This is a genomic window from Hymenobacter yonginensis, from assembly GCF_027625995.1.
Lineage (GTDB): Bacteria > Bacteroidota > Bacteroidia > Cytophagales > Hymenobacteraceae > Hymenobacter > Hymenobacter yonginensis.
Window position 1 is genome coordinate 2,483,726 of the sequence record NZ_CP115396.1, and the last position, 18,798, is coordinate 2,502,523.

The window sequence follows — 18,798 nt, forward strand, 5'->3', positions numbered from 1 at the left end:
GAGTCTAAGCTCTACGTTCTCTGTTCTAAGCTCTCAATAGCCGGGAAGTCCGTCCACTTCTGCGCGGAGCGGCCTGAGGCAATGACGGTTTCGATGAAGGCCATGCCGCGCAGCCCGTCCCGGATGCCGGGGTAGTCGGCAGCTTCGGGCGGGGCGGGCGGGCCGCCCAGGTCGGCGCGCAGGGTGAGGGCGAAGTTGCGGTAGAGGTTGGCAAAGGCTTCGAGGTAGCCCTCGGGGTGGCCGGGCGGAATGCGGCTGTTGTGGCGGGCGGCGGCGCAGAGGTAGCCCGCGCCCGTGCGGCGAATTTCCGTGGGCCGGTCGGGCCACTTCACCAGCAGGGTGTTGGCGTCGGCCTGCTGCCATTCCAGACCGCCTTTTTCGCCGTAGATGCGCAGGCGCAGGTTGTTTTCCTCGCCGGCCGCCACCTGGGTAGCTACCAGCACGCCGCTGGCCCCGCCGGCAAACTGCAGCAGCACGGCCCCGTCGTCGTCGAGCTGGCGGCCGGGCACCACGGTGTGGATGTCGGCGCAAAGCTGGCTTACTTCCAGCCCGCTCACGTACTCGGCCAGGTTGAAGGCGTGGGTGCCGATGTCGCCCATGGCCCCGGCCACGCCGCTGCGGGCGGGGTCGGTGCGCCAGGCGGCCTGCTTGTTGTCGGCGTTGCCTTCCTTGAAGCTGCTGAGCCAGCCCTGTGGGTACTCCACGTACACCTTGCGCACAGTGCCCAGCGCCCCCGACGCTACCAGGTGGCGGGCTTCCTTGAGCATGGGGTAGCCGGTGTAGGTGTGCGTGAGGCAGAGCCGACGGCCGGTGGCCTGCACCACGGCGGCCAGCTCCCGGGCCTCGGCCAGGGAAAACGTCATGGGCTTATCCAGCACCACATCAAAGCCCAGCTCCAAAGCCATTTTGGCGGGCGCGAAGTGCAGGTGGTTGGGCGTCACAATGCTGATTACCTGCACCCGCTCCTGGGCCGGCCGCTGCGCCTCCTGCTCCAGCAGCTGCTGGTACGAATCATACACCCGCCCGGCGTCCAGGGCCAGCTCCTGGCCGGTGGCGCGGGAGGTAGCCGGGTTGCTGCTGAAGGCCCCAGCCGTCAGCTCGTACAGCCCGTCCATCGCCGCCGCCATGCGGTGCACCGCCCCGATAAAGGAGCCCTGCCCCCCGCCAATCATGCCCAAGCGTAATTTCATGCAGTGCCTGTTGTGTTATTATATAATCCATTGGCCGTCATGCTGAGCGCAGCCGAAGCATCTCTACCTAGGGTAATCATTCCTCATGGCAACGAAGCGGTAGAGATGCTTCGACTGCGCTCAGCATGACGTTCTGGGAAAATGAATCAGGTAGTAGCCCAGGCCCGGTCGCCTTTTTTGTAGGGCACGTTGCCGTCGTAGCGGCCCGGTACGGGGAGGTAGCGCAGGGCTTTGGTGGCGCCGGGCTCGGAGGTGAAGAAGCCCAGCAGCGTCAGCTCCTTCACCATGCGGAAGTAGTGGTTGGGCTGCTCCGGGGTTTTGGCCTTCTCGTATTGCTTCATTTCCTTGTCGAGGGCGGTGAGCAGGGTGGTGCGCTGCGCGGCATCCAGGGCCAGAAAGTCCTTGCCGCCGCTTTTCTTCGCCGCCGCTTCCAGCTTAGTCAGGCCATCGAGGAAGATTTTCTGCTCTTCCGGCTTGTAACAGTCGCGCACCATCACGGCCATGAAGCCGCCCACGTTGGCCTCCTTGGCCCCCGGGGTTTTGGTGGCCGGAAGGATGGTTTCGCCTACTTCATTAAGCAGGTTGATCTGCTGGGCGTTCAGCACCTCGGCCAGCTTTTCGGGCTTGGCCGGAGCAGTTTTAGCTTTTGTAGTGGCCTTCTTGTCATTGTCGGCGGTGCAGCCGGACAGGAAGTAGTCGGCCCCGATGAGCGTGCCGCCCATGAGGAGGGCTACGCGGGCTACGGCGTCTCTTCTGTTCATGATGGGCAGTGGTTAGACGTTCTGTTTTTTCAGCTCGCTCACGGCGTGGTCTACGGCGCGGGCCGTGAGAGCCAAGTAGGTGAGGGACGGGTTCTGGCAGGCCGCCGAGGTCATGGCCGCGCCGTCGGTTACGTACACGTTGGGGGCGTCCCAGACCTGGTTGTACTGGTTGAGCACCGAGGTTTTCGGGTCGCGGCCCATGCGGGCGGTGCCCATTTCGTGGATGCCGCCGCCCAGCGTGTAGCCATTGTTATAGGTCTTCACGTTTTTCACGCCGGCCTTTTCCAGCATTTCCTGGGCATCGGCCATCATGTCGATGCGCATTTTCTGCTCGTTGTCGCGGATGCTGGCGTCCATCACCAGCACCGGCAGGCCCCACTTGTCTTTCTCGGTTTTGGAGAGCGAAATCTGGTTGTCGTGGTAGGGCAAGGTTTCGCCAAAGCCCATGATGCCCATCGTCCACTGGCCCGGCTCGGTCAGCGCATCCTTGAAGTCGCCGCCGATGTTCATCTCGGCAATTTCGCGGCCCCAGCCCTCGCGGCCGGCTCCGCCCTGGTAGCCGAAGCCGCGGATGTAGTCGCGCTTATCGCCGAACAGGTTACGGTAGCGGGGCACGTAAATGCCGTTGGCGCGGCGGCCGTACACGTATTTGTCTTCGTAGCCGGGCATTTCGCCGGAGGCCCCGGCCCGGAAGTGGTGGTCCATCACGTTGTGGCCCAGCTCGCCGCTGCTGCTGCCCAGGCCGCCGGGCCACACGTCGGTGGCCGAGTTCATCAGCACCCAGGCCGAGTTCAGGGCCGAGGCGTTCAGGAAGATTATTTTGGCGTAGTACTCGTAGGTCTGGTTGGTTTCGGCGTCCAGGATTTCCACGCCCTTGGCCCGCTTGGTGTCCTTATCATACAGGATGCGCGTGACGATGGAAAACGGCCGCAGCGTGAGGTTGCCGGTCGCCACCGCCGCCGGCAGCGTGGCCGACTGCGTGCTGAAATACGCCCCAAATGGGCAGCCCAGCCAGCACTTGTTGCGGTACTGGCAGCTCACGCGGTTGTTGTGGTTCTGGGTGATGTTGGCCGTACGGCCGATGATCATGCGGCGGTGCTCGTAGTGTTTTTTGAGGCGGGCCGCCACGTCCTTTTCCACGATGTTCATCTCCATGGGCGGCATAAAGTCGCCGTCGGGCAGCTGGGGCAAGTTTTCGCGCGAGCCGCTGATGCCGGCAAACTTCTCGGCGTGGCTGTACCACGGGGCCAGGTCCTTGTAGCGGATGGGCCAGTCCACGGCAATGCCGTCCTTGGCGTTGGCCTCAAAATCGTAGTCACTCAGCCGATACGACTGCCGGCCCCACATCAGGGAGCGGCCGCCCACGTGGTAGCCCCGGAACCAGTCGAAGGGCTTGGCCTCCACGTAGGGGCTTTCCTTCTCGTTTACCCAGTAGTCGAGGTTGCTTTCGTTGAGCGTGTAGTCGCGGCTCAGGACCGGGTGATCCTTAATCATCTGCTGCGTTTTGCCGCCCCGGTGCTCAAACTCCCACGGGTTCTTGTTGGCATTCACGTAATCCTTGATGTGCTCAATGTTGCGCCCCCGCTCCAGCATGAGGGTTTTCAGGCCTTTCTCGGTCAGCTCCTTGGCCGCCATGCCGCCCGAAATACCGGACCCAATGACGATGGCGTCATACGTGTTCTTTTCCATAGAATGTGGTGGGATGAGGGTAGGCAGATGAAGGCAGGGTGGTTTGAAAGCCCGTCATGCTGAGCGAAGGCGCAGCCGCAGTCGAAGCATCTCTACCTCTGACTAATGAATGCTATTACAACGAAGCGGTAGAGATGCTTCGGCTGCGCTCAGCATAACGTTCTTCTGCACCTACACCAGGCTGCGCTTGATGTAGCTGATGCTTTGCTGGATGCTGTCGAAGGGCGAGCCGGGGGTTTGGTCCTGCTCCACGAAGAAGTGCTGGAGGCCCGCCGTTTTGGCCTGGGCGAAGATGCGCTTGAAGTCGATGGAGCCGTTGCCGACTTCTGTGAAGCTGTGCGGCGGCGTTTTGGCCATGTCCTTCACGTGCCAGAGCGGGAAGCGGCCGGGGTTCTTGCTGAACAGCGCCACCGGGTCGTGGCCGGCTTTGGTGGCCCAGTACAGGTCCAGCTCCATCTTCACCAGGTTCTTGTCGGTGGTGAGCAGCACGTCGTAGGGCAGCTTGCCATCCTGGGCCACAAACTCGAAGTCGTGGTTGTGGTAGCAGAGCTGGATGCCGGCCTTTTTGCACCGCTCCCCGGCCTTGTTCAGGCGCTCAGCCAGCAGCTTGTAGTGGTCGAGGCTGCCGCGCTCCGACTCGGTGAGCCAGGCGCACACCATGTACTTGATGCCTACCTGGGCCGCGTCGTCCACGGCTTTATCCCAGCCGTGCAGGATGGTGCCGGCCGTGGGCTGGCCGTTGTTCTGCTGCTCGCCCAGCAGGTAATGGCTGCTGGGCATCCGCAGGCCGGCTTTTTTGAGCGCCTGGGCAAAAGCGGCCGGCGTCATGTCGTAGAACTTGAGGCTGCCCGTGTAGGTAGCGCCTTCCACGGTGGTGTAGCCCATTTTGGCCACCTGCGCCAGCGTGCCCACCGGGTCTTTCAGCATGGCGTCGCGCAGGGTATACAGCTGCAGGCCGATATCAGTCTGGCCCTTGGCCAGCAAAGCGGGAGAGGCGAGTACGCCGGCGGAGAGCACGGAGGCGGACTTTACAAAGGCACGTCTGGATAGCATAACGGCAGGAATGGGGAGGGAGACAGAACTGCGTTTGCCCGGGCGGCGCCTGCCCCAGTATTCAGGACAGCAGAAAGCAGTTCCAGGCAGCCTTTCGGACTTTACTACTCGCGGTCAGACAGCGCAGGCGCTGCCTATTGCTTGTTGCGAGTAAGTTACAAGTTGTTATTGCTAAACAAAATGCAGCCCGCCCATCAATCCTCTCTGCGAGCCTTTCTTCCTGCGTATAGTTGCTTTACGCCCATATTTCATAGGATAATGAACAGGCATAATTTTTCTTGAGAAACTGCGACAATCCCCCTGCCCAGCCGAACACAACCCCTATATTCGATAATATAATTATTGCCGGTTTCACTCATTCCGGCCTCTCCCCTACTGTCCGGGCTCCTGCAGATGCGCCACATCCAAGAAGCTGCGCACCGTGAACATCGAGCCTGAGTAGTGCAGCTGATACAACCCCAAGTTGCGGTGGTCGAAGGCGTCCATGTAGCGCAGCGGGTAGTTGAGCAGCTGGCACAGCAGCACCCGCATGGCGCGGCCGTGCATACACACCAGCACCGTTTCCTCGGCCGGCCGCGTTTTCAGCAGCTCAATAAACGGGCGCTGGCGGGCGGCCACTTCGTCGGGGCTTTCGCCACCGGGCAAGCGGGCGGCGGTGTTGCCGGCCGTCCACTGGCGCAGCACGCCGTAGTACTCCTCGTCTTCCTCGGGCGAAATGCGGGTGCCTTCGCGGGTGCCCCAGCTGATTTCGTTGAGGGCCACGTGCTGCTCGTGGGGCAGCTGCTGGTCGAGGAAACCCTGCACCGACTGGTGCGTGCGGCGCAGCACCGAGGTGTACACCCGGTCGAAGGGCAGATGGGCGTAAGCCGCGTGGAAGCGTCCGGCCTGCTGGTGGCCGGTGGCGTTGAGGCTGGAGTCGATACCGCTGCCCTGCACGATGCCGCGCACGTTGAAGTCGGTCTGTCCGTGCCGAATGAGGTATATTTTTTTGACGCTCACTTTCCCGCTAGCTTTGCTGTTTATGGGGTCAAAAGTAGCTTTTTCAGCTCCCGGAATCCCTGACCTCGCGCCTTATTTCCCTGCATCTGATGTACCCCGAATACCTTTCAGCTGACCTGGCTCAACTCAACGCCTTATGCCGCAACACGCTGGGCGAGCAACTGGGCATTGAAATTACCGCCGTGGGAGAGCGAAGCCTCACCGGCCGCATGCCCGTCGACCGCCGCACGCACCAGCCGATGGGCCTGTTGCACGGCGGCGCCTCCGTAGCCTTGGCCGAAACGCTGGGCAGCATCGGGGCGCAGCTGCAGGTAGACGTACGCAAGAAAGCCTGTGTGGGGCTGGAAATCAACGCCAACCATCTCAAAGGCGTGCATTCGGGCTACGTGGTGGGCCACGCCACGGCTTTGCACGTGGGCCGCAGCACGCAGGTGTGGGAAATCCGCATCACCCACGAAGAAACCGGCGTGCTGGTGTGCGTCAGCCGCATCACCATGGCCGTCATCGACCTGCCCGGCGGCCCCCAGAACCCGGCCGCGTGAGCAGCCTGCAGCGCCTGCCCTGGCACCCCGACCTCGCCCCGGCCGCCCGCCAGCGGCAGCTGGTAGCGCTGGCCCTGAGCAGCGGCCGGCCCGTGGCGCTGTGGCGGCTGCCCGGCGCCAGCCACGCCCGGCTCTGCCTGAGCTTGCGGGTGGAGGCCGCCTACGTGGGCTTGCCGCCGGCGCTGGAAGCCACGTCCCCGGCCGGTTTCGCCTTTTTTCCGTTCCAGGATTCCGATCAAAACCCGCCGCTGTTTCTGCCGGCCGACCTGTTTTTCGACCTGGCCTGGCCCGACGAAATCCAGGTCAGCGCCACGGCGGCAGCCCGGCTGCCGGCCCTGCGGCAGCAGTTTATGGCGTTGCCTGTTGAGGCTTCGCTGCCCTGGCACGTGAGCCCGCAGCCCGCCCCGGCGGCGGCCTCGCAGCCCGAGTATGAGGCGCTGGTGCAAACCGGCGTGGCGGCCATTGCCAGCGGGCAGGTGCAGAAAGTGGTGAGCAGCCGGGCCGTGCGGCGGGAGCTGCCCGCCGGGTTTGATGTACTGGCAGCCTTCGAGGAGCTTCAGGCGCGCTACCCCAACGCCTTTGTGTCGGTGGTGAGTGCGCCGGGCGTGGGCACCTGGCTGGGCGCCACGCCCGAGGTGCTGGCCGAGGTGGGCGCCGACGGCGTATTCCGGACAATGGCCCTGGCCGGCACGCAGCCGCTGCTGCCCGGCCACCGGCCCAGTGAGGCCATCTGGCGGCAGAAGGAAATCGAGGAGCAGGCCCTGGTGGCGCGCTACATCGTCAACTGCTTCAAGCAGCTGCGGCTGCGCGAGTACCAGGAAACCGGGCCGCGCACCGTGGCCGCCGGCGAGGTGTTGCACCTGCGCACCGACTTTGCCGTGGATTTGCGCAAGGTGCCCTTTGCCACGCTGGGCACCGATATGCTGCGGCTGTTGCACCCTACGTCGGCCGTGGGCGGCATGCCCCGGCAGGCGGCCCTCGACTTCATTGCCCGCCACGAAGGCTACGACCGGGCCTACTATAGCGGTTTCCTGGGCCCCGTAAACCTGCCCGACGCCGGCGTGGCCCGCCTCTATGTAAACCTGCGCTGCCTGCAACTGCGGCCCACCGAGGCCATCCTCTACGCCGGCACCGGCCTCACCGTCGACTCCGACCCGGCCCGCGAGTGGCAGGAAACCGAACTGAAGCTGCGCACCGTAGGAGCTATTCTGAAGTAACGCCAGGTTCCGGCCTGATGAATCGTTGAACGTCTCGGCTCGTAAGCTGTTCAACGCACACCGTCCACCGACTCGCCAAGCTAGAGCTTGGCGCTACCGCCTATGCAAGCCGTCCATAACATCCCCGAAATCTGCGCGCAGTTGGGCATCACCGATGTGGTGCTTTCGCCGGGCAGCCGGTGCGCGCCGCTCACCATTGCTTTTGCGCGCCATCCGGGCATTGCGGTGCGCACCGTGCCCGACGAACGGGCGGCGGCCTTTATTGCGCTGGGGCTGGCCCAGGCGCAGCGGCGGGCGGTGGCGCTGGTGTGCACCTCCGGCACGGCTGGCCTCAACTACGCGCCCGCCGTGGCGGAGGCCTACTTCCAGCAGATTCCGCTGGTGCTGTTCACGGCCGACCGGCCGCCGGAATGGATTGATCAGCTCGACGGCCAGACCATCCGGCAAACCGACCTGTACGGAGCCCACGCCAAAGGCTCGTTCACGTTTCCAGCCGACACCACGCACGCCGATGCGCAGTGGCACGCCACGCGCATCGTGAGCGAGGCCATCGGGCTGGCGCAGCAGTTTCCGGCCGGACCGGTGCAGGTGAACGTGCCGCTGCGCGAGCCATTCTACCCCAAGCAGGGCGAGGAGCTGCAGTTTGGCCCGGTGAAGGTGACGCGCGAGCTGCCCGGCCGGCCGCAGCTGCCCGCCGCCGTACTGCAGGAGCTGCACGAGGCCATCCGCGGCACCAGCCGCGTGCTGGTGGTAGCCGGCCAGCACCCCGCCGACACCGAGCTGCTGCTGGCCCTGCAGCAGTTTGCCGCCACCCACCACGTGCCCGTCGTCGGCGACCTGATTGCCAACCTGCACCTACCCGCTGCCGCCACCTACGACCAGCGCCTGCGCCCCTTGGGCCGCCAGGATGTATTCATGGCCGTGCCGGAGCCGGGCCTCAAGGAAGCCCTGAAGCCGGAGCTGCTCATCACCTTCGGCCAGTCCTTGATTTCCAAAGCCCTCAAGCTCTACCTGCGCAACGCCAAACCCGCCCAGCACTGGCACATCCAGCCCGCCGGCCCTGTAGCCGACACGTTCCAGTCGCTGACCAAAGTGGTACGCATGGAGCCGGTTGATTTCTTCACGGCGCTGGCCGCCGCCCCAAATCCACTCTCCAAAAGAGAGGAGTTGAACGGTTCGGTTGCGCTAGCGTCAGGCACCCCCTCTCTTTTGGAGAGGGGGCCGTGGGGTGAGGTCCCCGCCCAGGACGCCACCCGCGTAGCCCCGCGCCCGCAGCAGCTGGGCGAGCCGGTGCGCCTGAGCTGGCCCACGCCGGACGCCGATCCGGCCAAAGCCGCCTACCTCAAGCCCTGGCTGGCCGCCGAAAGCTGGGCGACCAGCTTTCTGCAGGACTTCATGCAGCAGCCCAGCCAGCCGTTCAACGAATTCACGGCCATCTACCGCGCCCTGCAGCACCTCCCCGACCGCACGGCACTGCACCTGGCCAACAGCATGGCCGTGCGCTACGCCAACATCCTGGGCGTGCCGGCCGGCCGCACGGTGGAAATCTTCGCCAACCGCGGCACCAGCGGCATCGACGGGTGCACCAGCACGGCCGTGGGCGCGGCCCTGGCCCAACCCGGCCGCCCGGTAGTGCTGCTCACCGGCGACGTGGCTTTCTTCTATGACCGCAACGCCTTCTGGCACAACTACCCTACGCCCAACCTGCGCGTGGTGCTGCTCAACAACCACGCGGGCGGCATTTTCCGGCTCATCGACGGGCCCCGCCAGCAGCCCGAGCTGGAGGAGTTCTTCGAGACGCGGCAGCCGCTGCGCGCCGAGAATACGGCCCGGGATTTTGGGCTGCACTACCAGGCCGTTTCCACTTTTGCTGAACTAGAGTCGGCGCTACCGGTTTTCTTTGCAGCCGAAACCGGCGCGGCGCTGCTGGAAATCACCACCAACAGCGCCACCAACGCCGAATTCTTTGAACACTACCGGGCCCTGGTCCGCACTTCTTTTTCACACTAGCACACCGCGCCCTCTGCGAAACCTCTGCGCCCTCTGCGGGCTGAAGACGTACCAACGACGTAGCCCGCAGAGGGCGCAGGGATTTCGCAGAGGACGCAGAAACCCGTTCATTCTATGTCAGAGCAAATCACCTGGACTCCGATTAAGGAGTTCCGCGAAATCCTCTTCACCCAGCACGGAGGCATCGCCAAAATCAGCATCAACCGCCCGCAGGTGCACAACGCCTTCACGCCCCTCACGGTGCAGGAGATGATTGAGGCCATGCGCATCTGCCAGGACCGCACCGACATCGGCGTTATCATCCTGACGGGTGAGGGCGGCAAGGCCTTCTGCTCGGGCGGCGACCAGAGCGTGCGCGGCCACGGCGGCTACGTAGGCGAGGACACCGTGCCCCGCCTAAACGTGCTGGAGCTCCAGAAAATCATCCGCTCCATCCCGAAGCCAGTGGTGGCCATGGTGGCGGGCTGGGCCATCGGGGGCGGCCACGTGCTGCACGTGGTCTGCGACCTGAGCATTGCCGCCGAAAACGCCCGTTTCGGCCAGACCGGCCCCAACGTGGGTTCGTTCGACGGCGGCTTCGGTGCCTCCTACCTCGCCCGCGTGGTGGGCCAGAAGAAGGCCCGCGAAATCTGGTTCCTCTGCGACCAGTACGACGCGCAGGAAGCCCTCGACATGGGCCTCGTAAACAAAGTGGTGCCGCTGGACAAGCTGGAGGAAACCACCGTGGCCTGGTGCCACAAAATCCTGCAGAAAAGCCCGCTGGCGCTGCGCATGCTCAAATCCAGCTTCAACGCCGAGTTGGATGGCCAAGCCGGGATTCAGGAGCTGGCCGGCAACGCCACGCTGCTCTATTACCTCTCGGAGGAAGCCAAGGAAGGCCGCAACGCCTTCATCGAGAAGCGCCAGCCCGACTTCTCCAAGTATCCGAAGTTCCCATAACGCCGGGAACCGGCCGCTATTCGACGAAAACTGCCCGCCCGAATCCGGGCGGGCAGTTTTCTTTTCGTATTTTTCTGACTGCGGCCCTTCTCCAGGCGCTTTCTTCAGTTGAACCGGCATTTTATGAAACCCTTCCTGACCTCTCTGCTGCTGGCCTTCGCCACCACCACTGCCGCCTACGCGCAGGCGCCAGCCGCCGCTATGGCCACGCCCGACAAAACCAAGGAAGTGCTGCTGGTCGACGCTTCATGCGGGCAGTGCCGCCTGGGCCTGAAGGGCAAGGACTGCGACCTGGCCATCCGGCTGAACGGCAAAGCCTATTTCGTGGACGGCACCACTATCGACTCGCACGGCGACGCCCACGCCAACAACGGCTTCTGCAACACCGTGCGCAAGGCCGAAGTGCAGGGCGAAATCGTGGACAACCGGTTCAAAGCCACCTACTTTCAGCTGCTGCCGGAAACCACCAAGGCCAAATAGCTCCGTCGGCATTGCATCAAGACGCAAAAAGCGCCTCCTGCAGCAGGAGGCGCTTTTTGTTTGTCTGAAGGAAGCTAGAATATCGAGCCGTAGGCTTCGCAGCCGCTGCACCAGGCGAAGAAGTCGCGCAGGCGGGCGTCTTTGGCCTGCTGCTTACGCCGGCGGCGGGCTTCGCGCAGGGCGCGGGCGCAGGTTTTGGTGGCGTTGAGGTAGTGGCGGAAGGTGATGAGGCGCCGGAACACCACGGTTTTGGCGCGGGCAAACGGGCTGACGACGGTGGTATCCATGAGGCGAATGGTAAGGTGAGCAGGATAAGATACACTTTTAATAGCCTCTCTGTCAAGCGCCCGCAAAATTTCAACCCACTGAACTGGCTTGGCGTACGTAGTTCCGGTTGTTTCTGAAAATCTTTGCCGCTTCTCTCGCCTGCTACTGCCCGCTATGGATACTGCCGCTACCTCCGCCGACCTGCTCCTGCCCGATTCCCTCCTGCTCAACGGCCGCGAGTTCCGCTACGCCGACATTCAGCAGTATCCGGCCAACTCGCCGCAGGACCTGAACGGCTACGAGGCCCGCGTGCTGGACTTTGTGCGGCAGTGGCTGAACGGGGCCCAGGAGTTTGGTTTGCGCACCTCGGGCTCCACGGGCAAGCCCCAGCTGGTGCAGATGAAGCGGCGGCAGCTGGAAGCCTCGGCCCGCCGCACCGGCGACTACTTCGACCTGGGCCCCGGCGACCGGCTGCTGGTGTGCCTGAACTGCGAGTTTGTGGGCGGCCTGATGATGCTGGTGCGCGGCCTGGAGCGGCGCATGCACCTGACCATCGTGGAGCCCCACGCCGACCCGCTGGCGCTGGTGCCGGCCGGCGCCGAGTTCGACTTCACCTCCTTTGTGCCCCTGCAGCTGCGCACCGTGCTCGATGCCGGCCACGCCCCGCGCCTCAACCGCATGAAGGGCATTCTGGTGGGCGGCGCGGCCGTGGAGCGCAGCCTCGAAACCGACATCCGCAAGCTGAAGGTGCCGGTGTACGTGACGTACGGCATGACCGAAACGGCTTCGCACATTGCCCTGCGCCGCCTCAACGGCCCCGATGTGCAGACCACCTACCGCATGCTGCCCGGCATCCACGTCGGGCAGGATGCGCGCGGCTGCCTCACCGCCCGCGCCGACGTCACCAACGACCAGCTCATCATCACCAACGACCGGATAACCCTCTCCGACGATGGCCACAGCTTTGAGTGGCTGGGTCGCGCCGACTTCGTGATAAACAGCGGCGGCGTGAAGGTGCAGGCCGAAAAGGTGGAGCTGGTGCTGGAAGTGGCCCTCACGGAGCTGGGGCTGGGCCGCCGCGCCTTCGTGGCCGGCCGCCCCGACCCGCGCCTGGGCGAGCAGGTGACGGCATTTCTGGAAGGCGCGGCCCTGCGCCCGCAGCAGCAGCAGCAGCTTCTGGCCCTGCTCAGCCAGCGCCTCGACAAGTACGAAGTACCCCGCGACATGGTGTATGTGCCGCAGTTCCGCACCACCGCCTCCGGCAAGCTGGATAGGCTGGGCACGGTGCGCGGCCTCGCGCCCGCGCCGGGCGTGGGCGGCCGGTAGCGGGCTGGCGCAAATATTAATTATGTGAAATTATCCGTTGATTTGTGCAAGTTCCTACTCTGCACCCGATCAATGAAGCGTACCCAAGTTTCTGTAGCGGCCTTGTTGCTGGCCAGCCAGTTGGTGGGCGGCTGTGCCACCACAGCCAGCACCACCACTACCCCCACCACTGCCGTCGGCAATGCGACTACTGAGGCCGTGAGCCAGCTGGGCGCGGCCGCCGCAGTGGTCCAGGAGGCGCCGGTCGCGCCGGCTTCGGCTGCCGTGCCGGCTGCCCCGCCGTTTCAGGTGGTGGCCGAGCAGTTTGCCGATCTGCGCGTGCTGCGCTACCAGGTGCCCGGCTTCGAGACACTGGAGCCTCAGCAAAAAGAGCTGCTCTACTACCTGTATGAGGCGGCGCTGAGCGGGCGCGAAATCATCTACGACCAGAACTACCGCCACAACCTGCGCGTGCTGCGCACCATTCAGGCCGTGTGGACGGCCAACGAGCAGCGCCGCACCGCCAGCACCAACCCGCGCGAGCTGGACCAGGCCACCAAGTTTGCCACCTACGCCAAGCGCGTGTGGTTCTCGAACGGCATCCACCACCACTACAGCACCCGCAAGATGCTGCCCGAGTGCACGCCGGCCTACTTCCGGGAGCTGATTTTTGCCGTCGATGCCAAGCAGCTGCCGCTGGAGCCCAGCGAGAGCGTGACGAAGTTTCTGGGCGCGATGACGACCATCCTGTTCGACCCCGCGGTGGCGCCCAAGCGCGTCAACCAGGAGGCCGGCAAAGATTTGGTGAAGACCTCGGCCATGAACTTCTACCAGGGCGTGAGCCAGACCGAGGTGGAAGCCTACTACAAGCGCAAAATCAACACCCAGGACCCGCAGCCCATTTCCTACGGCCTCAACTCGCGCCTCGTGAAAGACAAGCAGGGCCAGCTGCAGGAGCGCAAATGGATGACCGACGGCCTCTACGACAAGGCCCTCTCGCAGGTGGTGTTCTGGCTGAACAAGGCCGTGGAAGTGGCCGAAAACCCCGAGCAGAAGCTGGCCCTGCAGAAGCTGGTGAAGTTCTACCAGACCGGCGACCTGAAGGTGTGGGACGAGTACAACATTGCCTGGGTGCACGACACCAAAAGCCGCACCGACGTGGTAAACGGCTTTATTGAAGTGTACGGCGACCCGCTCGGCTACCGCGCCAGCTACGAGTCGGTGGTGTCGTTCAAGGACCTGGAGGCCACCAAGCGCATTCAGGCCATCGGCGACGAGGCCCAGTGGTTCGAGGACAACTCGCCCATCAAGCCCGAGCACAAAAAGCAGAACGTGGTGGGCATCACGGCCAAGGTGATTACGGCCGTGGTGGAAGCCGGCGACGCCGCCCCCGCCACGCCCATCGGCATCAACCTGCCCAACGCCACCTGGATCCGCAAAGAGCACGGCTCGAAGTCGGTGAACCTGGGCAACATCGTGGACGCTTACGGTGCTGCCGATGCGGGCGGGATGCTGGATGAGTTTGCCTACGACGAAGCCGAAATGCAGCGCGCCCGGCAGTTTGCGGGCATGGCCGGCAAGCTCCACACCGACATGCACGAGGTTATCGGGCACGCCTCGGGCCAGATCAACAAAGGCGTGGGCACACCCAAGGAAACCCTGAAAAGCTACGCCTCGGCCCTGGAAGAAGCCCGCGCCGACCTCGTGGCCCTCTACTACCTGCCCGATGCCAAGCTGGTGCAGCTGGGCGTGGTGCCGGCCGGCGGCGAGCTAGCCAAGGCCGAGTACGACAACTACATCCGCAACGGCCTGATGACCCAGCTGGTGCGCCTGCAGCCCGGCGAAACCGTGGAGGAAGCCCACATGCGCAACCGCCAGATGGTGGCCAAGTGGGCCTTCGAGAAAGGCCAGAAAGATAAGGTGGTGGAGAAAGTGACCCGCGACGGCAAGACCTACTTCCGCGTGAACGACTACGAGAAGCTACGCGGCCTGTTCGGGCAGCTGCTGCGGGAGCTGCAGCGCATCACCAGCGAAGGCGACTACGCCGCCGGCAAGGCCCTCATTGAAACCTACGGCGTGAAGGTAGACCCCGTGCTGCACAAAGAGGTGCTGGCCCGCTATGCCAAGCTCAACATCGCGCCCTACGCCGGCTTCATCCAGCCCAAGCTGGTGCCGGTGCTGACCAACGGCCGCATCACGGACGTGAAGGTGGAATACCCCACCGACTTCGCCCAGCAGATGCTGGAATACGGCCGCAAGTACCGCCTGCTTCCGAACTACAACTAGCACGCTCGCTTGAGTGGAACGTCGTTCTATAAAAAGAACGTCATGCTGAGCCTGCCGAAGCATCTCGCGTGCTGATGTTGCGTTACTGCTCCTGAGTCAGCACGCGAGATGCTTCGGCAGGCTCAGCATGACGTTCTCTTTCAAAACGACGTTCTTTTCGTCCCATATCAACCTCTCAACCAACCACACCACATGAAACACCTTTCCGCCCTTTTCCTGCTGCTGGCGCTGCTGCTGGTTGCCCCCGCCGCCCGCGCCCAAACTGCCCCCGACGCGGCGCGCTACGAGTACTGCGAGCTGCACCTGAAGGGCGCCGACGTATTTGCCGATTTCGGCTACGGGCCCGAGAAGCTGGGCGGCGGCTCGCTCTCCAAGCTGGAAGCCGGCAAGCTGCAGGTTTTCGCCACCCACATCAGCGCCCTCAACTACATGGGCTCGCTGGGCTGGGACGTGGTGCAGGTGTACGGCGACATCAACTCCGGCAGCGTGCGCAACAAAGAGCAGTTCTTTATGCTGCGCCGTCTGCGCTCCTCGCAGGGCGTAAACGTGAACAAGCAGTAAGCAGACGAATTACCTGTTAAATGGCTGCATGGTTAACTGGCTGGCCGTTCTACTACACTCAGTAGAATGGCCAGCCAGTTAACCATGCAGCCATTTATCCATTAAACCGCTACCAGTCGGCGCGGCGCAGGCCCTGCTGGGTGAAGAGGCGCTGCCGGCCGCGGGCGACTTTGTACAGGTCGCCGAGGGAAAGCTTGACGCGGCCGTAGAACACCGGGCCGTTGAGCTCGCGCTCCGTGAACTTGTTTACGAACACCGGCTGCCGCCAGCCCAGCCCCGTGCCCAGCGCCAGCCAGCGGTACACCCGCATCTGCCCCGACAGAGAGGGCTCGGCCAGCCAGATAATTTTTCGGGGCGAGCGAATGACAGTGCCATCGGGCAGCGCGTAGCGGGCGTAGGTTCGACCCACGCCCAGCTGCAGCTGCGTGGCTATTTCCCAGCGCGGGTTGCCCAGCACCACGTACTCGCCGTAGGCGGCCACGTAGCGCAGCCGCAGCTCCGATCGGGTAGCGGCCGGCAGCTCCGAGGGAATCGGCTGGCGCGACGGGATGCCGTTGCTGAGCAGGTACACGCCCAGACCGGTGCGCAGCCGCCCGCGCCATTCCACGCCCAGCTTCAGGCCCGGAATGGTAACCAGATGGTGGTTGATGATGGAGTTGCGGATATCCAGCTGAAACACCGGCCGGCGGTGCGGATGCCGCACGCTCACCGAGTCGTCGGTGGTGGTGGTGGTGGGCAGGGCGGGAGTAGCCGCCCGCGCAGAAGCGGCGGCAGCGCCGGCCAATAGCCACCCGGCTCCCAGGGTCAGGAGCCTTTTTCCCAAACGAAACTTTTCCGATGCTAACACGCCGCAAAGGTACGGCTCGCCGCCGAGGTGGTTGCCGCCTCTGCTGCGCATCGGCCAACGGCTGACCCCACCGCTGCCAACGGTTCAACGGCCTTGCGCGTCAACTCACCCCGTTTGCGGATGGCAGGGCCCTGCCGGCCTGGTATCTTCGGATCATCATCTAGGCCCTACTCCCATGCCCCTCACTCCCGACTCCCTGTTTGCCTTCGCCAACCCTGTAGCGCTGCTGGGCTGGGCCCTGCTGGTGCTGGCGCCGCGCTGGCGCGTCACGCGCTGGCTGGTGCTTAGCGGAGTGTGGCCGCTGCTGCTGGCCGTGGCCTACGCTTTGCTGATTGGCGGCCACTACCTGGGCCCGCACGCCACGGACGGCGGTTTCAATTCGCTGGCTGAGGTGGCGGCGCTGTTTCGCAATCCGTGGGCGCTGCTGGCCGGCTGGGTGCACTACCTGTGCTTCGATCTGAGTGTTGGCATCTGGGAAAGCCTGGATGCGCGGCGGCGCGGGGTGCCACACCTGCTGCTGGTGCCGTGTCTGCTGCTCACGTTTCTGTTTGGGCCGGTGGGGCTGCTGCTCTACGCCGTGGTGCGACGCTTCTACGCGGCTCCCGCCCCTGCCGCGTCCACTTCCCTTTCTGCTTCTCTTTAACCTTTCTGCGTCATGGCTACTCTTGACTTTTCGCTGAAATCCGGCGCCGCTGCCGCCGCTGGTTCTACCGTTGCTGGCGCTGCTTCGCCGGCCGGCTATGCGGCCACCTGGCTGCGCGTGCTGCACCGCGTGAATCCGGTGCTGGCCTGGGCCGGCTGGCTGCACGTAGCGCTGCTGCTGCTGGCGTTGGCGCTGCTGCCCTTCGACCACCGCCTCGTAACGGGCCTGCCCGTGTGGATCAAGCCGGCCAAGTTTGCTCTTTCCGGCCTGCTCTACCTCTGGACGCTGGCCTGGCTGCTGGCCGACCTGCCGGCGGTGGCGCAACGGTCGGTGCGCCGCATCAGCGGAGGCGTGGCTTTGAGCATGGTGGTGGAAATGGTGTGCATCACCACGCAGGCCGCCCGCGGCACCAGCTCGCACTTCAACGGCGCCACGGCGCTGGATGGGGCCCTGTTCAGTGTGATGGGCGTGTTCATTGTGCTCAACACCGTGCTGACTGTCTGGGCGGTGTATCTGGTGTGGCGGCACCGGCCCCACGGCCCGGCCGGCTACGTGTGGGGCGTGCGGCTGGGGCTGCTGCTGTTTCTGCTGGGCAGCCTGCTGGGCGGCATGATGATTCACCTCAACCAGCACACCGTAGGTGCCCCCGACGGCGGACCCGGCCTGCCCGGCCTGGGCTGGAGCACCCGCGCCGGCGACTTGCGCATTGCGCACTTTCTGGGTTTGCATAGCCTGCAGGCATTGCCGCTGCTGGGCTGGTGGCTGAGCCGGCACCTGCCGCGCCGCGCTGCACTGCTGACGTGGCTGGGCGCCGCCACCTACGCCGGTCTGGTAGTGCTGCTGTTTGCGCTGGCCCTGCAGGGCGTGCCGCTGCTGGCTGTCCGGTAACCAACTACTTCGTGTAGTCTACTTCTCATCGATACTCTCCCTTGCATATGTCTGCTTTCCAACTCCTGTTTCGCCAGTTACTGGTGGTTTTCGGCCTGCTCCTGCTTGCTACCCCAACCGCCATAGCCCAGCAGCGGGCCGGCCGGCTCACCAACGGCCCCACTGCTTTGCTCACCTCCGATTCGGTGCAGCTGTACGTGCGGGTGGCGGGCCAGGGGACGCCGTGCGTGTTTGTGCACGGCGGACCGGGGGCCGGCAGCTATTCGTTTGAGAAGCTGGGCGGCAACCGCCTTGAAGACAAGCTGCGCCTGATCTACTACGACCAGCGCGGCAGTGGCCGCTCCGGCAGCCCTCGGCGGCCCAACTACAGCATGGCGCGCATGGTGCAGGATCTGGAAGAGCTGCGGCAGCAGCTGAGGCTGGAGCGCTGGGTGCTGATGGCCCACTCATTCGGGGGTACCATTGCCACGGCCTACGCCACGCAGTATCCGCAGCGGGTGCAGGCCCTGGTGCTGGTGAATGCCGTGCTGAACCCGCCGGCTTCGCTGGAAAGCATGGTGCAGTACGGCACCACCCTGCTGCCGGCCGCCGCCCAGCCCAACCCCGGCCTGCCGATGATGCAGCGCGTGGGCATGGTGATGGGCGCGCTGCAGCAGCAGAAACTGGCCTGGCAGCTGCAGTTTTCCGCCGACTCGCTGGCTGCCCGCGCCAGCCGCGTGAGCCGCAGCGTGCCCGCCAACCCCGATTTCGGCACCCAGGTGTTCAGCGGCCAGCTGCCCGACTACGGCCAGGATTTCGTGCCTGCCACTGCCCAGCTCCGCATGCCCGTGCTCAACATTGTGGGCCAGGACGACCGCACCACGGGCGCCGCGCCCGGCACCTTCCGTTTCCCAAAGCAGCAGACGGTGGTGCTGCCCGGCAAGCACAATTCGTTTCTGGAGCAGCCGGCGGCCTTCCGGCAGGCCGTGGTTAGCTTCGTGCAGAAGCTACCGCGCTAACCGTAGCTTAGGCGGCGCGGCAGTAGCGCGAACTGTGTAGTTCGCGCCCTCGCGCCGTTCAGACGACTTTAATGGCGCGGAGACGCGAACTACACAGTTCGCGCTATTGCCGCTCACTGAACG

At 64.5% G+C, this 18,798-nt stretch carries 18 protein-coding genes; 11 read left to right on the forward strand and 7 right to left on the reverse strand.

Annotated elements, in window-relative coordinates; genetic code table 11:
• Nucleotides 1–11: 11 nt before the first annotated feature.
• From O9Z63_RS10755 to O9Z63_RS10775, 5 genes are all read right to left on the reverse strand, one after another.
• Nucleotides 12–1,190 carry a Gfo/Idh/MocA family protein gene (locus tag O9Z63_RS10755; protein ID WP_270125199.1) on the reverse strand — a complete coding sequence of 393 codons (1,179 nt, stop codon included), beginning with the start codon at nt 1,188–1,190 and terminating at the stop codon, nt 12–14.
• 146 nt (nt 1,191–1,336) lie between these two features.
• Entirely contained in the window at nt 1,337–1,951 is a 615-nt protein-coding gene (locus O9Z63_RS10760; RefSeq protein ID WP_270125200.1) for a gluconate 2-dehydrogenase subunit 3 family protein, read from the reverse strand.
• 12 nt (nt 1,952–1,963) lie between these two features.
• Nucleotides 1,964–3,640 carry a GMC oxidoreductase gene (locus O9Z63_RS10765; RefSeq protein WP_270125202.1) on the reverse strand — a complete coding sequence of 559 codons (1,677 nt, stop codon included), beginning with the start codon at nt 3,638–3,640 and terminating at the stop codon, nt 1,964–1,966.
• Between the two features lie 171 nt (nt 3,641–3,811).
• Entirely contained in the window at nt 3,812–4,693 is an 882-nt protein-coding gene (locus O9Z63_RS10770; protein WP_044016954.1) for a sugar phosphate isomerase/epimerase family protein, read from the reverse strand.
• 372 nt (nt 4,694–5,065) lie between these two features.
• Complete coding sequence (locus O9Z63_RS10775) at nt 5,066–5,692, reverse strand: histidine phosphatase family protein (protein WP_270125203.1); 627 nt, start codon at nt 5,690–5,692, stop codon at nt 5,066–5,068.
• An 89-nt stretch (nt 5,693–5,781) separates the two neighbouring features.
• Here O9Z63_RS10775 and O9Z63_RS10780 point away from each other — a divergent pair, with 89 nt between their 5' ends.
• From O9Z63_RS10780 to O9Z63_RS10800, 5 genes are all read left to right on the forward strand, one after another.
• Nucleotides 5,782–6,234, forward strand: a complete 453-nt coding sequence (locus O9Z63_RS10780; protein WP_270125204.1) for a hotdog fold thioesterase — start codon at nt 5,782–5,784, stop codon at nt 6,232–6,234.
• Nucleotides 6,231–7,451 (forward strand): chorismate-binding protein, encoded by a 1,221-nt coding sequence (locus tag O9Z63_RS10785; protein ID WP_270125205.1) that lies wholly within the window; start codon nt 6,231–6,233, stop codon nt 7,449–7,451. Before O9Z63_RS10780 ends, O9Z63_RS10785 begins: the two co-directional genes overlap by 4 nt.
• A gap of 102 nt (nt 7,452–7,553) precedes the next feature.
• Nucleotides 7,554–9,461: a 2-succinyl-5-enolpyruvyl-6-hydroxy-3-cyclohexene-1-carboxylic-acid synthase gene (gene menD, locus O9Z63_RS10790; protein ID WP_270125207.1), complete on the forward strand. Its 1,908-nt coding sequence runs from the start codon at nt 7,554–7,556 to the stop codon at nt 9,459–9,461.
• Nucleotides 9,462–9,575: 114 nt separating this feature from the next.
• Nucleotides 9,576–10,400: a 1,4-dihydroxy-2-naphthoyl-CoA synthase gene (menB, locus tag O9Z63_RS10795; RefSeq protein WP_270125209.1), complete on the forward strand. Its 825-nt coding sequence runs from the start codon at nt 9,576–9,578 to the stop codon at nt 10,398–10,400.
• Between the two features lie 123 nt (nt 10,401–10,523).
• Entirely contained in the window at nt 10,524–10,880 is a 357-nt protein-coding gene (locus O9Z63_RS10800; protein ID WP_270125210.1) for a DUF6370 family protein, read from the forward strand.
• A gap of 74 nt (nt 10,881–10,954) precedes the next feature.
• Here O9Z63_RS10800 and O9Z63_RS10805 read toward each other — a convergent pair whose 3' ends face one another.
• Entirely contained in the window at nt 10,955–11,167 is a 213-nt protein-coding gene (locus tag O9Z63_RS10805) for a hypothetical protein (RefSeq protein WP_270125211.1), read from the reverse strand.
• A gap of 154 nt (nt 11,168–11,321) precedes the next feature.
• Here O9Z63_RS10805 and O9Z63_RS10810 point away from each other — a divergent pair, with 154 nt between their 5' ends.
• The 3 genes from O9Z63_RS10810 (at nt 11,322) to O9Z63_RS10820 (ending at nt 15,299) form a co-directional block, all read left to right on the forward strand.
• Complete coding sequence (locus tag O9Z63_RS10810; RefSeq protein WP_270125212.1) at nt 11,322–12,473, forward strand: AMP-binding protein; 1,152 nt, start codon at nt 11,322–11,324, stop codon at nt 12,471–12,473.
• A 72-nt stretch (nt 12,474–12,545) separates the two neighbouring features.
• Nucleotides 12,546–14,738 carry a dipeptidyl-peptidase 3 family protein gene (locus O9Z63_RS10815; protein ID WP_270125213.1) on the forward strand — a complete coding sequence of 731 codons (2,193 nt, stop codon included), beginning with the start codon at nt 12,546–12,548 and terminating at the stop codon, nt 14,736–14,738.
• 192 nt (nt 14,739–14,930) lie between these two features.
• Nucleotides 14,931–15,299, forward strand: coding sequence for a hypothetical protein (locus O9Z63_RS10820; protein ID WP_270125215.1), 369 nt, complete (start codon nt 14,931–14,933; stop codon nt 15,297–15,299).
• Nucleotides 15,300–15,408: 109 nt separating this feature from the next.
• On the opposite strand, the gene O9Z63_RS10825 is transcribed toward O9Z63_RS10820, so the two are convergent.
• Complete coding sequence (locus O9Z63_RS10825; RefSeq protein ID WP_270125217.1) at nt 15,409–16,122, reverse strand: hypothetical protein; 714 nt, start codon at nt 16,120–16,122, stop codon at nt 15,409–15,411.
• Between the two features lie 199 nt (nt 16,123–16,321).
• Between O9Z63_RS10825 and O9Z63_RS10830 the strand changes: the two genes are divergently transcribed.
• From O9Z63_RS10830 to O9Z63_RS10840, 3 genes are read left to right on the forward strand one after another with little or no spacing between them, the layout of a single operon-like run.
• A complete protein-coding gene (locus tag O9Z63_RS10830; RefSeq protein ID WP_270125219.1) occupies nt 16,322–16,789 on the forward strand; it encodes an ABA4-like family protein in 468 nt (155 codons plus the stop codon).
• Nucleotides 16,790–16,801: 12 nt separating this feature from the next.
• Nucleotides 16,802–17,677 (forward strand): hypothetical protein, encoded by an 876-nt coding sequence (locus tag O9Z63_RS10835; protein ID WP_270125220.1) that lies wholly within the window; start codon nt 16,802–16,804, stop codon nt 17,675–17,677.
• A gap of 47 nt (nt 17,678–17,724) precedes the next feature.
• Nucleotides 17,725–18,675, forward strand: coding sequence for an alpha/beta fold hydrolase (locus tag O9Z63_RS10840; protein ID WP_270125221.1), 951 nt, complete (start codon nt 17,725–17,727; stop codon nt 18,673–18,675).
• The last annotated feature ends 123 nt before the right edge of the window (nt 18,676–18,798 follow it).

What these genes read in the sequence shown, in the direction of transcription:
- O9Z63_RS10755 (WP_270125199.1), bottom strand. Translation starts at nt 1,190, where the DNA reads ATGAAATTACGCTTGGGCATGATTGGCGGGGGGCAGGGCTCCTTTATC.
- O9Z63_RS10760 (WP_270125200.1), bottom strand. Translation starts at nt 1,951, where the DNA reads ATGAACAGAAGAGACGCCGTAGCCCGCGTAGCCCTCCTCATGGGCGGC.
- O9Z63_RS10765 (WP_270125202.1), bottom strand. Translation starts at nt 3,640, where the DNA reads ATGGAAAAGAACACGTATGACGCCATCGTCATTGGGTCCGGTATTTCG.
- O9Z63_RS10770 (WP_044016954.1), bottom strand. Translation starts at nt 4,693, where the DNA reads ATGCTATCCAGACGTGCCTTTGTAAAGTCCGCCTCCGTGCTCTCCGCC.
- O9Z63_RS10780 (WP_270125204.1), top strand. Translation starts at nt 5,782, where the DNA reads ATGTACCCCGAATACCTTTCAGCTGACCTGGCTCAACTCAACGCCTTA.
- menD (WP_270125207.1), top strand. Translation starts at nt 7,554, where the DNA reads ATGCAAGCCGTCCATAACATCCCCGAAATCTGCGCGCAGTTGGGCATC.
- menB (WP_270125209.1), top strand. Translation starts at nt 9,576, where the DNA reads ATGTCAGAGCAAATCACCTGGACTCCGATTAAGGAGTTCCGCGAAATC.
- O9Z63_RS10800 (WP_270125210.1), top strand. Translation starts at nt 10,524, where the DNA reads ATGAAACCCTTCCTGACCTCTCTGCTGCTGGCCTTCGCCACCACCACT.
- O9Z63_RS10805 (WP_270125211.1), bottom strand. Translation starts at nt 11,167, where the DNA reads ATGGATACCACCGTCGTCAGCCCGTTTGCCCGCGCCAAAACCGTGGTG.
- O9Z63_RS10810 (WP_270125212.1), top strand. Translation starts at nt 11,322, where the DNA reads ATGGATACTGCCGCTACCTCCGCCGACCTGCTCCTGCCCGATTCCCTC.
- O9Z63_RS10815 (WP_270125213.1), top strand. Translation starts at nt 12,546, where the DNA reads ATGAAGCGTACCCAAGTTTCTGTAGCGGCCTTGTTGCTGGCCAGCCAG.
- O9Z63_RS10820 (WP_270125215.1), top strand. Translation starts at nt 14,931, where the DNA reads ATGAAACACCTTTCCGCCCTTTTCCTGCTGCTGGCGCTGCTGCTGGTT.
- O9Z63_RS10830 (WP_270125219.1), top strand. Translation starts at nt 16,322, where the DNA reads ATGCCCCTCACTCCCGACTCCCTGTTTGCCTTCGCCAACCCTGTAGCG.
- O9Z63_RS10835 (WP_270125220.1), top strand. Translation starts at nt 16,802, where the DNA reads ATGGCTACTCTTGACTTTTCGCTGAAATCCGGCGCCGCTGCCGCCGCT.
- O9Z63_RS10840 (WP_270125221.1), top strand. Translation starts at nt 17,725, where the DNA reads ATGTCTGCTTTCCAACTCCTGTTTCGCCAGTTACTGGTGGTTTTCGGC.